This is a genomic window from Prosthecobacter fusiformis (genome assembly GCF_004364345.1).
Lineage (GTDB): Bacteria > Verrucomicrobiota > Verrucomicrobiia > Verrucomicrobiales > Verrucomicrobiaceae > Prosthecobacter > Prosthecobacter fusiformis.
Map to the genome: position 1 here is coordinate 720888 of NZ_SOCA01000001.1, position 15790 is coordinate 736677.

A 15790-nucleotide genomic window follows, 5' to 3' on the forward strand; every position below is an offset into this window, starting at 1 on the left:
CGGCTAAATGAGAACGAGGGTAAAGGGGCCGTCATCATTTTTTAGTAGGGTCGAGTTTTCCGTCCGCGTTCGATATCAGCGGGGGAAATCCGTTGATCTGCCGCCAAAGCTCAAACCACAACGGGACTTGGTTTAGCATGACCCATGCATTCGCACGTACCCCCTGGCGCAGCCACCTATCTTTGTCTGGCCACCCCACACTCACCGTCCCTTTGCCATCCCCCCGGTCCACCTGATCATCCGAGGGTCCCACGACGACACGGAAGCGCCCCAGACCATCATCCGTGGCATCCACAAAAACCACCTCCCCGCCAAAGGTGCCTACCGCCAGTTGTGGCCAGCCGATCATCTGCACCGCCGGCCAGCCTTCAAAAGCCAGACGCACAGGGCTGCCTGGCGTGACCTTCCCGTCCTCCTCCTTGCGTGCATGAATGAGCGGCATGTCATTGCCATTGACCCAGATTTCGACATAGCGACTGTCCGTCTCAGGAATGATGACGCAGATCAAAGAGCCAGGGCGCAAGTAGGTGCCATCCGTCGCCGCCACTTGGAGAACAATCCCGTCACGGGGTGCATCCACGATTTGTCTCAGGGTTTGGTTAATCTGCACATCGATGACGGATAGATCTCTCTCCGCCATGGCCACATCTCCATGGGCGGAGCCTTTCTGGGCATGGATGGAAGCGATGGTCGCATCAAAATCATTGCTGGTACGGTTCAGTGTCGCCTGCGAGGATTTCAGGTCCGCCGTCGTGGAGTCACGTTGCAGGGTGGCCAGCTCATGCTCCCGCTGCGATGCCAGCCCTTTTTCAAACAGGGCATGAGTGCGTGAATAATTCAGCGCGGCTGTCTCAGCAGCTATCTTCGATGCCGCTACCCGCTGCGCGGCTCCGTCGATGGCCTGTGCCTTTGCCAGCTCCTGCTGCGTCACTTGGGCGATGAGGGACTCCACCCGCCCCAGCGCAAAACTGCGTCGGCTTTCAATCGCCTCCCGCTGTGCCCTCAAGTTCGCAATCAGGTTCGGATCATTGTCCTGGATTTCGATGATCAGGTCTCCCTTTTTCACACGCTGGCCTTCCACCACATGCAGGTGCTTCACCCGGCCAGAGACCTGGGCCTCCACATTGATGCGCCGGTCCAGCGGATTAAAGGCGATCACTCGGCCCGTGCCAGATACGAACTGCCGCCAAGGCAGAAAAAAACATCCCAGGACGAAGAACACAAAACCAAGCACCAGCAGCCTGCTAAAGAGGCGTGTGTAACGCGTGGAGCCAGCCATGGAAAGCGCCGGCAATTGAGGAGAGAGGGCAAAGTCAGTCATGTCAGAATGGGGTCAGCCTTTGATCTGAGTGGAAGCAGAACCATCGGTTAGATTGCAGGGGCTTAGCTGAATCACCTGGTCGCAAAGCTGTGTGACGTCGTGGTCGCGCGTGGTCAGCACGACCGTCCAGGGCAGAGACTTGTCCAGGATGGCGGCGGACAGGCTGGCGAAAGATTCCGGATCCAGACTGTCAAACAGTTCATCAATCAGCAGCAGGCGTGGCCGCTGCACCAGTGAACGCGCCAGCAGCAGGCGGGTGCGCTGGTTACCGGAAAGCGGTGCACCGCCGATCTTCAGGCGCAGATTCAACCCCTCGGGCCGGGCTAGCAAAGTATCCAGCAGACCCACGCGTTCCAGTGCCTCGCGGATTTCATCCATCCCGATGTCCGCACGTCCCAAGCGCAAGTTTTCGACCACGGTCGCATCCACAATCTCGTCGCGCCGGAGGAGCTGCACATGGTCACGCAAAGCCTCCAGATACCAGCTTCGCAGGTCCAGCCCGTCGATGCATACATGCCCGCCCGTGGGGGTGCGCAGGCCAAACAGGATATCCAGCAGAGAGCTGGCGCCCGCCCCGTGAGGCCCGACGATGGCCACTCGTGACCCAGGCCGGATGGTAAAGGTACGGCTCAGAAACAGCGGGGAGTTCTCTGTATAACCAAAAGTAAGACCGTCCGCCACCACCGATGCCCCGCTTTCTCTTTTCACGGGTTGCTCACCAGATTCACGCTCGATCTCCAAATCGAAAATGTGTCCCAGTTTATCCATCGCAGCCATGACGTCATACCAGGCCTCCAGTTTCTTACCGAGCTTGGCCAGCGAGGCCACAATGGCACTCATGATCAGTTCACTGGCCACCAGCTGGCCGAGCGTAATCTGTTGACTGACCACCAGCCAGCCGCCCATCACCAGCAGTGCCGCGCCCGCTAAAACGGAGAGTACAAGCAGCCCGATAATCTGCCTCATGACCACCCGGAAGTGCGCAGCCCGGCGGGTGACGTATTCAGAGGCGAGCTGGTTGGAGCGCTCATAGGCCAGGTGGTATCCACCAGGACCCTTGAAAAGAAACGGGTAGGCCGCAATCTCCTCAAACCAGTTCACTAAATCATACTTGGTGCGTGATTCCGCAATGCTAGTCTCCACCGCACCACGCCCGCACAGCCATAGAACCAGGACAATGAGGACCAGCAGCACTGCGACGAATAACAGCAGCAAGGGATGGTAGAGGGCCAGCAGCATCATCCCGATAAGGCTGCCAAAAAACAGATTGATACCATCCAGCAGCAGCAGGGAGGTACTCTTCTGTGCGGTCACCACATCCAGAAAGCGGTTCACCAGTTCAGGAGCGTGGACTCCTTCCAAGGATTCAGCCCGCACACGAGGCAACCGATACGCCAAGTCCGCCGCCGCGCGCACAAAGATTCGCCGCTGAATAATATCCGAAACGAAATACTGCAATCCAGTGATCACCGCCTGGAGAGACAGCGCCGCCAGAAGCGCAAACCCCACAATAACCAGCGCCTGGAAATAAGGCTGGGACTGCCCGCCAAAGGCCAGATTGCTCACCACCGCATCCACCGCCAGCGGTGCTGCCAGATAGAGAATACCAGAGAATACAGAAAAGATCAGCAGCGTCAGAATGTCCTGCCGCTCCGCCTTTAACAGACGGAAAAACCGGGTCACCGGGCTGACATGCAAATGACCGTTACCATGCCCATTGCCATGGCCATTTCTGTGATGACCATGACCGTTGCTGCCATACATCTGTGCATGACGTGCATGTGCCGCATGAACGCTCATATCATGAGCCGCCCGCTCCGGCTGCACCACGCCTGCTTCAACCACATCCTCTGCACTGACGAGCCCCAATCTTTTCACCAGTTCTTTCCGGGTAATGGTACGGCGGTGATGCGGATCCTCGCCGTCCGCAATGCGGAGGCGGAGCCAGCCAGCAAACGTGATGATAATCCAGTTCTGCTCCTTCACTGACCAGATAACCACGGGCGTGTCATTGTGCGCCTGCCAGACAAGATCCGCCAACGGCATACGGACCGGGGAAACATTCATGTAAACCTCCGATGCCGCACTGACCAGCAGGCTCAGCGGCTCAGCATCAGCACGCGTGGCATTTCGAATAGCAATCTTTGCCCTTTCGTGATCATACTCCGTGCCTGTAATGGCGCTGAGCTGTGCAAGTAAGCTGGCCGAAAGAGGGAGCGAGGGCTGTTCAGTGGGCAACTTGCCGGGAGGAGTGTTGGATGGCATTCAGTGAATTTTTTTTGCGGCAGAATTACGGTTTGTCTATGCACCTGGGATGTCAATTTTCAGCGCTATTTTGTCAAGACATGGCGGTTGAGTTTTGTGGAAACAAAATGAAACCAGCTCTTTTGCAGCCCATCCGCACAACCAATCAATCTTTGAGGCCACTCCCCAATAGCAGACAGGCCAACGCTTCAAAACGTAACGTTGAGACCAACGCAACCAGCCGCTCGGCCTGAGGCTCGACGGCATTGTGTGTAGGTTTATTTTAAAGTTAAATGGGATCATCCAAGGATGCGCGCTGGATCAGCGCCCCAGTTCCAGGGCCAAAGTGTTCAGGGTTGAAAATCATTCTCCCAAACCACTTGGCCCTACCAGACATCCAGTCTGGATTTTCAAACTTTCAGTCATCTACAATCCTCACCCAAACAGGCTGCGGAGTGTAGATTTCATCATTAACCACCGAAGTTCTGATTTTGCACACCTGTCCTTTTCGCGATGCGATCCTTATAGTTAAACCAAATTTTTGCCACAACGGCAGCGGAAACGATCAGGTAGGCCGCGAGTGTGTCATAATCAGCGTCCTTGGAGAGTTCAAGCATTGTGTTCATACTGATGGAAGGGTTAAGTTAGACTAACATCCGCACAGGCGGTGGACGCAGCAACCAGCTACGACAATCCATCTTTGCCATAAGACCCCGGGCAAGCCAATGGGCAGCCCTGCGCTCCGTATCTCAGCATTTTGCTGGGTCGCCCTCAGTTACAGGACGACTTTCTCTCACGCTTGTTCCCCAGCCCAGCGGGTGGCGTGGTGAACCAGTTCAGTATTGTTTTTCAAACCCAGCTTCCGCTTGATCTGGCTGCGGTGGGTATCTACCGTTTTCACGCTGAGATGCAGCAGGCGCGCCACTTCCTGCGGTTCCTTACCCTGGCCGACAAGGCGATAAACTTCAAACTCGCGGTCTGTCAGTTTGGTGACAGAAGCCCCCTCCTGCTTGGGGCCTTGCGAGCCGGCCAGCGCATCAAGGATAAGGGTGGAAATGCGATCGCTCACAGAAATCCCGCCCGCTAATACTTTTCTGATAGCCTGGATGACCTTTTCAGGCCCCTCTTGTTTCATGATGTAACCCCGTCCGCCTGCACGAATGACACGCTCCGCATACAGCGTCTCATCATGCATCGAGATCATCAGCACAGGGATCTGCGGGTGGACTGCCCGAACATCTTTCAGCGCCTCCAGACCACTCTTGTCAGGCAGGCTCATATCCATCATCACCAGGTCCGGTTTGAAGCGAGCGATGGCTTCCATGGCCTGCGCTGCATCATGCGCCTCGCCGCATACGGCCAGGTCAGGTTCCATTCCCACAAGCCCCGTTAACCCCGCGCGGAAGACCGGATGGTCATCCACGATCAGCACGCGTTTGGAAGAGGCTTTCTGGTCAGAGCTTTTCGGGGCCATTGGCAGTGGAGTTGGTTTTAGAGGCGGTTGAGAGAGGGAAGGAGCAAGTAACACACGTGCCACGTTTTGCAGCTTTCTCAATTTCAAGCGTGCCAGAGATCATCTCTGAGCGGTAACGCATGATCCGCAATCCCATGCCTTCATGGATAGCCGCAGGCTCCTTGATGCCCAGACCATCATCGATCACAGAAAGATAGGCTTTACCCCCTCGCGTCGATAAACGCACCTTCACTTTCTGGGCACGTCCATGACGTACTGCATTATTGATCGCTTCCTGGGCGATACGGTAAAGGTGAATGGCTCCTCGTTGATCCTCAAGCATCACTTCAGCCCTTGATTCAAACTGACAGGAGATGCCAAACAAATCCGCTGAGCGCTCCGCCAGGTTCTTTAACGCCGCACCTAGCCCCCCCTGCTCAGGTGCCACCGGATGAAGGCCACGTGCAAGTGCGCGTGTATGGTTCAGTGATTTGCCAAGCAACGTGCACAGTTTGCTGGCAGGCTCCTGTTCCTTTGCACCACTTGCCGCAAGTTTACGCGCCAGCACATCCGCCATCATCCATGCACCGGCGAGCTGCTGCCCCAGGTCATCATGCAAATCCTGGCCAATGCGCCGTTGCTCGCGCTCACTGATGCGCAGAATTTCCTCCTCCAACTGCCTGCGTGCCGCTATCTGGCCCCGCAGCTCCGCAGTGCGCTCTTCCACTCGGCGTTCCAGCTCCGCATTCAGTCGCAGGATGGTCTGCTCCGCCTGCTTGCGCTCTGTGATGTCACGTGAAATTTTAGAGAAACCCGCCAGGCGGCCATTGGCATCAAGGATGGGGGAAATGGTCAGTGAGACATCCAGGATGTCACCATTCTTATGCCGCCGCTGAGTTTCATAATGATCAATGCGCAGACCACGCTCAATCAACCGCTTGAATACAGCCTCGTCATCCTCGGCCTGCGGCGGCCGTAGGAAGGCCATCGTCCGGCCCACGGTCTCCTCTTGGGTATAACCAAAGATGCGTTCTGCTCCAGCGTTCCAGGTATCGATTTCCCCGTCAAGATTCATCGTGATGATGGAGTCATCCGTCGTCTCCACCACGGCCGCCAGCCGCCGGTTCATCGCCTCAGCGACCTCCCGTTCCGTGATGTCCCTGGCGATGCCACCGATCTGGTGCGGTCGTCCGTTTTTGCGCGAAAGAATGATTCCACGGTCTGCCAGCCACCGCACCTTACCGTCCCTTCCTTGGACCCGGTAATGAACCTCGTAATCATCCGTCTTGCCACTGAACCAACGGCGCAGAGCCGCACGCACAGCTTTCTGGTCATCTGGATAAATGGACTCCTCCCACATCTGCGGGTGCTCGCGTAACTCAGCCAGGCTCACCCCCCAAATGCGCTCAAACGCCGGACTCACATACGAAAAGCGCGGCGGGTCCACCTCCCGAAACCAGAGCACATCGCCGATGTTTTCCACAAGCATCCGGAAATGCTCCTCATAAGAATCGGTCACCACATCGGGCAGCTTTCCTTCCTTGGGTTGGCGCGGGGATTTAGAGGCAATACGTTTCGGCATGGTGGCCGAAATTCTAAACATTTACAGGCCAGCATTCCAGCCCTGGTTGTTTATACAGGTTAATTTCCGGCCATGGGACTATCTGGATTCAGAGGCCGCTCCATGAAACGCACGGGCTTTTCATAAATGGCCAGCACGATGCAACCAGCCTCGCTGACGACGCTATGGTAAGTGCCAGGAGGATGGATACGCAGAGTGCCGGCATTGATGATGCCATTTTGATCACGCTGGCTGCCTGCCAGCACGAGAATGTGCTCCCAGCCCTCATGCAAATGCATGGGCACGCGTGCCTCTTTACGAAAACGGATCAGTGCGGCGGTGGGGCCGTTGATGCCGTCTCCATAGAAGCGGTAGATGTCCACTCCATCGCGGAAATAGCTCCAGGGAATGTCCTCCTCCTTCTGCAGGATGTTAAAGACGTCTTTCAGTTCAAAGTGAGGAAAACTGAAGCTTGGCGGTGGAGTGGGGTCGTCAGGGTTCACAACAAGGCGGCATCATAAAGAAGCCGGACGGGGTGGCGAGTGAAAATGAGGGTGAATTTATCCAAGATGAACGTTAGGCCGTAATGGCCTCAATGAAGGCCGTGGAGTCACTGACGGCTCCGAAGACACCGCCCTGCATCTTGATCATCTTCAAGGCGGCAAGGTAGTTTCCATAGTCGGTGGCACCGGTACAATCGGAAAGGAGCAGACATTCAAAACCGCGATCATTGGCCTCACGCATGGTGGTATGCACACAGACATCCGTGGTGATACCGGCCAGCACGATGTTTTGAATGCCTTTCTGCCGCAGCAGCATGTCCAGGTCTGTGCCGTAAAAGGAGCCCTTGCCAGGCTTGTCGATGATGGCCTCTCCTGGGAGGGGATACAGTTCTGGAATAATGTCCCAGCCGGGTTCACCGCGAGTCAGAATACGACCGCACGGACCGGCATCGCCGATACCCGCACCGATGCGCTGACTGCGCCACAATTTGTTAGCCGGGAGATCAGCCAAGTCTGGACGATGGCCCTCCCGCGTGTGCATGATGTGGTAACCTTTAGCGCGAGCCGCTTCGAAAACCTTCTTGATAGGCTCAATGGGGGCGCGGGTCAGGCTCAAATCATAGCCCATTTTATCCACGTAACCGCCTGGTCCGCAGAAGTCGGTTTGCATGTCAATGACCAGGAACGCGGTGTTCTCTGGCCGGAGGTCGCCATTGTATGGCCAAGGATAGGGATCAGCTTCGACGTAAGGCATGAGGAGGAATAATTAAAGGAGGTAAGCAAAGAGTGAACCAAGTTCGGGTGGCACTGCGGTTAACCAGACCGCAATGCCACCCGAGATCATCAACACCAAAACAATCAGTCGGCAGCCATCGGAAGATGACCGTGAATTTCCTCTTCTTCCGCAGGCTTTGGAGCGACCACAGCGAACTTGGCACAACCTGCCAGAACCAGGGCCACCAGCACATAACTGCAGGCGATCACCGGTGATTCACCAATGCCGATCTTCTCACCATGCATGAGACCGAAGAAGGTCAGCAGAGCACCTGCGAAGGCAAAGTAAGCCCCTGTGGCGAATTTCCGGTCAATCACAAACACGGCAATTGCTGGCAGGATCACACCACTGAGAATGGCCCCACCGCCGAGGACTTCAAGGCCGTGATAAAGAACGCCGACCTGGCCCAGGGCATCCATGCCGACCGCAGCTGCGTTGGTGCCCGCGGCACCCAAGGAATTGTCAATGAGCAGCTTGCCCCAAGCAGCCAGGTGTGGAGTCAAAGCCAGAATGATGGCTGGTGCATGGCTCTTCGGAGTTTCCTGGAAAGCCTGGGCTCCAATCAACATGCCGATGTAAAGAAGGATGGGGGAGATGGCGACGATGGGGATAAGGGACGACATCAGGGAGATGATGCCGAAGGTGCAGAAGAGGATGACGACCACACCGGTGGCGGCTGAGTATCCGATGCGCCCACCCATAGACTTCCAACCCGGATGGCCGATGTAAACCGCATTGATAAACGGATTGCCCAGGCAGCAGCCGACGAGGCTGATCACGCCATCTGCAGTCAGCACGCGTGTTGTTGGGAAATCATCTCCAGCGACAGCGGCACTTTCCACATTGTCCAATGCTTCCACAAGATCGTAGATGCCAAAGGGAATGGCAGTCACCAGGATGACCCCAAGGAACTCAAAGCCCGAGAAGATGTGACCGAATGCAGGCAGCGGAATGGAGAAGCCAAAGTTGGCGAATGAATCCTCCAGCTTGGCCAGGGTCATGCCGCCGTAATTCAGCCCGAAGAGATTGGAACCCCAGGCGATGATGCTGCCCACGGCGATGGCAATCAGACCCGCCGGGATGCCTTTATAATAACGCACGCCACCAAACCAGCTCAGCAAGATAATGGCGAAGCAAACCACACCGATGACGGGAGTGGTGAACATTTCCAAAGCCGGACGCATGGAGATGAAACTGATAGAAACACCAGCCAGAGTACCAAGCAGGGCAGCGCGAGGTGTGATCTTACGAATGACCGGGGCGATAAAACCACCGATCATGAGCACAAAGCTCTGAATGAACACCCAAGTCAGACCCGCTTCCCAGCCCTTGATGGGATCTCCCGTTTGCAGGGAAATGGGCAGCATGATGACGAAGACAACGACAAACATGTGCGGCACGCTCGTGCCTGAAGGCAGGGCACAGACGTCATTGCGGCCGGTTTTCTTAGCCAGCTTATACGCCAGCCAGGCATAGTACATGGTGCTCATGCAGAGCATCAAACCGGTGGCCGGCAGGATGCGCCCGAAGACAATGTCATCTGGCATCTTCAGCACATAACGCAGCAGCGCCGTGAGCGTGAGAAGGTTGACAAGAATGTTGGTCCCGAAGCCGAAAAAGGCGTTCCAGTCCCCGGGTGTCCAGATTTTGGGTTTGTTATCAGAAGTCATAGCGGCAGTGGCATTGAGTTTTTGGAGCAGTTGATTTCATAAGTATTCAGGCCAGAGCGGGGATGATTTTGGAAGAGCCGGTGACCCAGCCAAAAATGCCCCCCTGGGCTTTGATCATTTTCAGCCCCATCTCCTGGAAGATGGGGAAATAGGAGGCCACGCAGTCCTCAGGAACGAGGCATTCATAGCCCCGGTCATTGGCCTCCCGGACGGTGGTGTTCACGCACACCTCAGTAGTCACGCCGGTCACCACCAATTGGGTGATGCCGAGGTTTTGCAGGATGGCGTGGAGATCGGTGGCGAAAAAGGCCCCCTTGCCCGGCTTATCGATGACGGGTTCACCAGGAAGGGGGTAGAGTTCAGGAATGATATCGTGACCGGCCTCACCTCGGATGAGGATGCGGCCCATGGGACCGGTATCACCAATGGTGGTGGCCCCGTGACCGCGCACTTTCTTCGCGGGGGGAAGGTCTGCGAGATCCGGGCGGTGCCCTTCACGGGTGTGCAGCACCTGGAGCCCGGCAGCACGCCAGGCTTCCAAGAGCTTTTTGTTAGGCTCGATGGCCTGACGGAGCTGGGACACATCATTGCCCAGCATTTCGCCAAAGCCGCCGGGTTCCAAAAAGTCACGCTGCATGTCAATGATCAGCAGGGCGCAACGGGCCGGAACCAGTTCAAAAGTGTAAGGTTCCGCTTCGATGCTCAGTGTGGCATTCATGTTCATGATGTTTTGCAGTTGGGCGGCTTCAGCGCGGATAGCGTGCCGGGTTTAAAAGAAGATGGAGACGCCGCCGTGAAACTGGAGGATGTCGCGCTTGCGAGCACCGTCAGCACCCAGGACCATGTTGCCATCCAGCACGCCCGGATTGTCCAGGTGGTAATATTTGACGCCTGCATAGAGGGACCAGAAGCCCATGCTCTTCGGCACAAAACTCAGAGGAATGCTGGCCTGCACCCCGGTGCGGAACACCGCTGCGCCCGAGCCGCCACCAGTGCCGTCAAACTGCTGGTAGAAGTCGTTGTCCACAATGTTCACGAAAGTCGGGAATTCAAACTTCACTGTTTTCAGGTCGATGGTGGGATTGATCCCGACCGTGAAGTAATAGCTCTCGCTGGAGGTGGACTCGTTGAAGGTAACGGTGGACTTGTTCTTCAGTTCTTTCCAGAAGGCCACATAGGGATTCAGGGAGAAGGTCTTGCTGCCGGTGTATGCGGCATCGTTGAAGGACAGCTTCAGTTCCAGATGGTGGGAGGTCGGATAAGCCGAGACCATGCTCTCAAAGGCCGTGTAGTTGACATCGAACTGCCAGTATTTGGCAAATTTGAAAGCAAGCCCGGCGATGGGATCCACTTCGTTCCAGTTACCGTCTTCCGGGCCGGAAGTGCGGGTGTGAATGGAGCTCCATACACCGGTAGTGAGGGTGACATCATTGATGAAACCATCTGGATTGGAGTAGAGGTTCCAGAAGATGAGGAACAGAGGCTGAACGATCAGGCCCTGGTTTTCCACATTGAGACCACGAGGAGTGACGTAGTGGTCGGAAACATCCACTTTGAGAAGAGCATGAATCCAGGGGGATGGTGGCGGCTCGACCACCGGAGAGATGGTATTTTTTTCACCTGCCTGCGAAGTCGCAGGAGTCATGGCAAGACCGGCACTGAGCGCCAGCAGTGCCAGCGTGCCTTTGAGGCGAGAGGGGAGGAGTGTTTTCATGGGAGTGTGAATGCTTTCGGTGAAGCAATTTCTTCTATTGGCAGGACCGGTGCCAACCCCTTGAGTTTGGATTAACATGTTGTTAATCAATGGATTACAAAATAATCAAGGCTGCTAAGGCGAGAACGTCAGAGTGTTTCCGTGTTGCGCGGCGCAACAATCACAACAGGAAGTCAAAATCACGGGAGCCCGGATGTCCCCGGTGGGGATTTGGGGATGATTTTCATTTTATCCCCATGTGGGGATTTTTTGAAGCAGGGCCTTGAAGCTCAATGGTTTGCGATGGGGAGAAGCTTCCCCATGCAATCCCCACGGAGGGATGGATGGGGAATGACCGGACGCGGAAACCCGCGCCCCAAGTAAGCATCCCGTCATTTTCATGCCCCTGATGTTTTCGGATATTCCTGAACAACATCCTCCACAGCAGGAAAGGTAGATCGCAGACTTCATCATTTTATAATATCCGCCACCCTGCACCCCACGGGCAAACGGTTAAAACGCGACTTGGCCTAACTGCCCGAAAAAGTCTGCTAGACGGTAGCGGCCATGCCTTTATTTGATTCAACGACCGGTCAAAGACCCATTCGTTAATCTTTGATGATGCGGGAAGATATTACCATGGAGTGACATCATTCTGGGCGCACTGCTTCTAAATGGGGGCATCAGAGGGAAGGAGTGCCCTGGATCTCATCACTCGGAGTACAGTATTCATCACTCTCCGAGTGATGGGCTTGGATGTCTGCGAAAAAAGAAGAGCGGCGGAGAAAGCGGATGAGAGGTTGAAATGAGAGATGTTTTCCTGGATCTCATCACTCGGAGAGTGATGAGTACAGTACTCAGACGCGAGTAAGCTGGCGGCGGAGGGAGATTTCCACACCGGTGATGAGGACGGCGAGGGTCAGGAAGATGACCATGGTATTGATCCACAGGGTATCGAAATCCGTGCCGAAGTACCTCTTCACGGTTCCGAAGAAGACATTGGGGCTGGTTTTGCGGCGGTAGTCTTCACGCTCCATTTCCGCCTTAGTGACCAGGTCCAGGACCTTGCGGTTGACATAGACCTCCTCAGCACTGACGCCGTCACTCTCTTCCAGTGCGCTCTGGAGGAGCTTCGGCGTGACGCGGCCACGCATGGTGGCATCTCGAATCTCCCGCAGCTTGGCGGCGGCTTCCCGCTCGGTGCGAGCATAAAGGCCGGACACGACGGCGAGACCTTGCTTGGCGGCATCCAGGTCCCGCTGCTGGTCGGAGGTCATCTTGATATCCGGCGGCAGATTGACGAGTTCCTGGATCCGAGCTTCGAGCTGATCCTGGGCGGAAGTGAGGGGGTTCAGCTTGGCCTGGGAAATGAGCATGGCCTCATAACTCCAGCGCAAGGGCATGAACTGGCAGATGAAGGGGACCTTGAGCTTGCTGGGCTCGCTTTCTTCCGTGACGCCAGCTTTATCCAACCAGCGCTGCATGGAGTACACGAAGTCCAGGTTTTTGTTCATCTCCTCATACTTGATGAGGGCTCCGCCGAGAATGATCTGCGGAATGAGGATGAGGGGGATGGCATTGATGGCGGTGCGGTTATCCGTCACAATGCTGGAGATGAGCAGGCCTAAACAGATGCCGGTGAGGGCGGTGACGAACATCCACCAAAGATGGACAAAGAACATGTCCCGGATCTCCAGCACGTTATTCCCGATGAGCAGGTAAATGAAGCACTGGATGAGCGCAAAGGTGCTGAGGGAGATGATCTTGCCACTGAGATAATAGAAGGTGCGCAGGTTATGATTGCGCTCCCGGCTGAGGGTGTGGCGGTCACGAATGATTTCATCCGCACTGTTCGTGAGCCCCAGAAACATGGCGACCACGAGGCTCATGAAGAGATATGTGGGGATGTGGAAGGCCGTGGCGTAGGTGTAGTTTTCCTCCTCGCTGTATTTCAGCACGCTGGAAATGAGGAAACCAAGCAGAGGGGCCTCCAACAAGGTCGTGAGCAGGTTCGTGCGATTGCGCAGCTTGCTCAAAAACGCGCGTTTCAGCAGCGTGTAAAAGAGGATGCTTTCCTCCCGCAATGTGTGCTTGGGCGGCTTGGGCATGGCCCGTGAGCGGGGACTGGATCCCGTGTCATCCCGCGGCCGGGCGATGAGATTCGTGCTGCCTGGAAAGGCCTGGGCCTTGGCCATGCTCTCAAGCATGAGGTGGCTCTGATAGCGGTCACGCCAAAAGTTAGGCGGGAAACGGCGGGCGGCGACGAGGTGTCCATCCGCACTGCGTTCCTGGATGATGTCGCCACTGATATCACGCAGGGGAGTCTCGAGAACATCGAATACGAAATCGGGCGTGAGGTTTCCCGGCATGTCGGCCTCGCGCTGACCGGTCTCGTCATTGTAGGCCTTCCAGAAGTATTCGATCATGCCCTGCGGCGTGCCGAAATAAGCCATCTTGCCGCCTTTATCCAGGAGGAGGGCTTTATCAAACATCTGCAACAGCCGCATGCTGGGCTGGTGGATAGAAGTGAGAACGATCTTGTTGCGGGCGAGGCTGCGGATGATTTCCAGCACGTGCTCGCTATCCTTGGAGGACAGACCGGAAGTAGGTTCATCAAAAAGATAAACATCGGAGATGCCGATCATGTCCATTCCGGCATTGAGGCGCTTGCGCTCGCCACCGGAGAGGAATTTTTGCTGAGGTGTGCCGGCGAGACGCTTGCGCATATCGGCCAGGCCGAGTTCCGCCAACTTGGCCTCGACGCGCTTGCGGCGCTCCTCCGTCTTTAAATGGGGGCAACGAACGGCGACGGAAAAATCCAGGTTTTCCTGCACCTTCAGCAGCGGGTCAAAGGCATCCTCCTGCGGGATGTAGGCGATGTAAGGGGTGAGATTCGGCAGGTTGTTGTACAGCGAAAGGCTGTTCATCAGGACCTCTCCACCGCGTGTTTTAAGCTGGCCACCCAGGACGCGCAGGAGGGTACTTTTACCACAACCGCTGGGACCCATGACGCAGATCATCTCACCGCGGCGGGCGATGAAACTGATGCCGTCCAAGGCTGTATCACGGCCGTCAAAACGATGGGAAAGCTCGCGGATTTCCATCTGCCGGATGGTGTTGCGCTCCTCCTCAATGATACGGTCGCTGAAATGGCAGCGCAGGAACTGGCCCTCGCCCAGGGTGATGGTATCGCCATCGCTGAGCATGATGCGATCCCGCACGGGGATCTGGCCGACATAGATGGGCCGGGAACTGCGCAGGACTTCCAGCTCACCATTTTTCTGCGCGTAGTTGCACTCGATGCGCAGGAGGATTTCCCCCTCGGTGTCTTCGGAAAGGAGGATGTCCCCCTCTTCCAGCAGCTCGGGTTTATTGGAAACGAGGTAGGTATTGCGGCTGCCTTCCAGGCGGAACTGACCCCCAAATTCCTGGGCGCGCACGCGAAGATCACGCAGGGAGATTTCGATATCCCCCTGGGCGATGATGCTGTCTTCAATGGAGGCTTCGACAACGGTGCCTTCCTTGAGAGCGATGCCGTTGAGAGTCGCATCCGTGTTGCGCAGGGCCTCCACAGAGACGCCGAGGCCGAAGCTGACACGAAGGTTTGTACCGCGAGCACGCTGCTGGGCGATTTCGGCATCGCCGGACTCAGTCAGGGTAAGGTAAAGCTGGGAGCCTGTGACCGTCTTCTTGGAATTAAAGTAGGTGATGAGGTCATTGTAATCCAGCGTGACATCCTCGAGCACGACGCGTTCCCCTGGATAGAGGCGGGAGAAATCCCCCGGTGGCTGGCGGCGGCTGCGAACCAGGATGGGAATGCCACCGGTGTTTTTGAGCAGGATGAGATTCTGAAAGCGAAAGGCGACGACGGAGCAGTCTGGCGACAGGGAGCGCAGGAGCACATCGCAGATTTCCCCAGAGCCGATGCGCAGGGTTTCCAAAGGCTGACCGCTCTTGCTGGTGAAGTCTTCCTCGGTAGGCTTGTCCCCGGCATTGAGCTGGTAAACGATGTCAATGGCCTGGGCGGCGATGCCCAGATTGGTCATGAAAAGATAAAACTCCACCATCTGCCGCTGGTTGGTCAGCGAGCTGGAGATGAGCAGGTATAACTGGACGCAGAGCAGGATTTTCTGCTCCATGGTCAGCTCGTTACTCAGTTCCTTGGCCCGCTGGGCCAGGTCCTGCGGCTGCTGGAGAGCCTCAAAATAGAGGCGGCGCATGTCTGCATAAATGGCACCGCTGTAGTCATAACGCAGGTAGCCCAGGGAGGATTCGATTTCCTCCTCCTCCACCTCGCCGTCCAGCTTGGAGAAGCCGGCGAAGACCTCGATAAGCACGGGCAGCATGGAATTCCGCGTGGCCGTGGTGAGGATGGAGCTGTCCTCCCCCTTCCACAGCCGCCACCAATGCCCAGGCTTCATCCAGCTCAACGGTGCCTGGGGTGGATGCTCAGGCCGCCGGTGCAGGGATGGTCGGGACATTTGGGCTGTGCTCATGAAGAGAAAAGCCCCGGGCGGTAAACCGAGGGCGCGCGACTATCGGCGGTCTGAGTGCCGTGGCAACCCAGACT

Annotated in this window: 11 protein-coding genes; all 11 read right to left on the reverse strand. The window is 56.3% G+C overall.

What is annotated here, in order from left to right; all coding sequences use genetic code 11:
- Positions 1-34 precede the first annotated feature (34 nt).
- Entirely contained in the window at positions 35-1321 is a 1287-nt protein-coding gene (locus EI77_RS02720) for an HlyD family secretion protein (RefSeq protein ID WP_133793213.1), read from the reverse strand.
- 12 nt (positions 1322-1333) lie between these two features.
- Positions 1334-3586, reverse strand: coding sequence for an ATP-binding cassette domain-containing protein (locus EI77_RS02725; protein ID WP_133793214.1), 2253 nt, complete (start codon positions 3584-3586; stop codon positions 1334-1336).
- A gap of 449 nt (positions 3587-4035) precedes the next feature.
- Positions 4036-4191 (reverse strand): hypothetical protein, encoded by a 156-nt coding sequence (locus EI77_RS23220; RefSeq protein WP_166646990.1) that lies wholly within the window; start codon positions 4189-4191, stop codon positions 4036-4038.
- 167 nt (positions 4192-4358) lie between these two features.
- On the reverse strand, positions 4359-5039 hold the full coding sequence (locus EI77_RS02730) for a response regulator transcription factor (RefSeq protein WP_133793215.1): 681 nt from the start codon (positions 5037-5039) through the stop codon (positions 4359-4361).
- The gene (locus EI77_RS02735; RefSeq protein ID WP_166646991.1) at positions 5020-6600 is read right to left on the reverse strand and encodes a PAS domain-containing sensor histidine kinase; all 1581 of its coding nucleotides are present in this window, start codon (positions 6598-6600) and stop codon (positions 5020-5022) included. The genes EI77_RS02730 and EI77_RS02735 overlap by 20 nt, the downstream gene beginning before the upstream one ends.
- 59 nt (positions 6601-6659) lie before the next feature.
- On the reverse strand, positions 6660-7082 hold the full coding sequence (locus tag EI77_RS02740; protein ID WP_208300246.1) for a cupin domain-containing protein: 423 nt from the start codon (positions 7080-7082) through the stop codon (positions 6660-6662).
- A gap of 73 nt (positions 7083-7155) precedes the next feature.
- The gene (biuH, locus tag EI77_RS02745; protein WP_133793217.1) at positions 7156-7836 is read right to left on the reverse strand and encodes a biuret amidohydrolase; all 681 of its coding nucleotides are present in this window, start codon (positions 7834-7836) and stop codon (positions 7156-7158) included.
- Between the two features lie 104 nt (positions 7837-7940).
- Complete coding sequence (locus EI77_RS02750) at positions 7941-9527, reverse strand: regulator (RefSeq protein WP_133793218.1); 1587 nt, start codon at positions 9525-9527, stop codon at positions 7941-7943.
- A gap of 46 nt (positions 9528-9573) precedes the next feature.
- Entirely contained in the window at positions 9574-10251 is a 678-nt protein-coding gene (locus EI77_RS02755; protein WP_425606505.1) for a cysteine hydrolase family protein, read from the reverse strand.
- Between the two features lie 45 nt (positions 10252-10296).
- Positions 10297-11241 carry a hypothetical protein gene (locus EI77_RS02760; protein ID WP_133793220.1) on the reverse strand — a complete coding sequence of 315 codons (945 nt, stop codon included), beginning with the start codon at positions 11239-11241 and terminating at the stop codon, positions 10297-10299.
- Between the two features lie 836 nt (positions 11242-12077).
- Positions 12078-15701 (reverse strand): ATP-binding cassette domain-containing protein, encoded by a 3624-nt coding sequence (locus tag EI77_RS02765; protein ID WP_166646992.1) that lies wholly within the window; start codon positions 15699-15701, stop codon positions 12078-12080.
- Between the last annotated feature and the right edge of the window lie 89 nt (positions 15702-15790).

Bases quoted from the DNA above. Each gene is read 5' to 3' on its own strand.
- EI77_RS02730 (WP_133793215.1), bottom strand. From the start codon at position 5,039: ATGGCCCCGAAAAGCTCTGACCAGAAAGCCTCTTCCAAACGCGTGCTG.
- EI77_RS02735 (WP_166646991.1), bottom strand. From the start codon at position 6,600: ATGCCGAAACGTATTGCCTCTAAATCCCCGCGCCAACCCAAGGAAGGA.
- EI77_RS02750 (WP_133793218.1), bottom strand. From the start codon at position 9,527: ATGACTTCTGATAACAAACCCAAAATCTGGACACCCGGGGACTGGAAC.
- EI77_RS02725 (WP_133793214.1), bottom strand. From the start codon at position 3,586: ATGCCATCCAACACTCCTCCCGGCAAGTTGCCCACTGAACAGCCCTCG.
- EI77_RS02765 (WP_166646992.1), bottom strand. From the start codon at position 15,701: ATGTCCCGACCATCCCTGCACCGGCGGCCTGAGCATCCACCCCAGGCA.
- biuH (WP_133793217.1), bottom strand. From the start codon at position 7,836: ATGCCTTACGTCGAAGCTGATCCCTATCCTTGGCCATACAATGGCGAC.
- EI77_RS02760 (WP_133793220.1), bottom strand. From the start codon at position 11,241: ATGAAAACACTCCTCCCCTCTCGCCTCAAAGGCACGCTGGCACTGCTG.
- EI77_RS02755 (WP_425606505.1), bottom strand. From the start codon at position 10,251: ATGAACATGAATGCCACACTGAGCATCGAAGCGGAACCTTACACTTTT.
- EI77_RS23220 (WP_166646990.1), bottom strand. From the start codon at position 4,191: ATGAACACAATGCTTGAACTCTCCAAGGACGCTGATTATGACACACTC.
- EI77_RS02720 (WP_133793213.1), bottom strand. From the start codon at position 1,321: ATGACTGACTTTGCCCTCTCTCCTCAATTGCCGGCGCTTTCCATGGCT.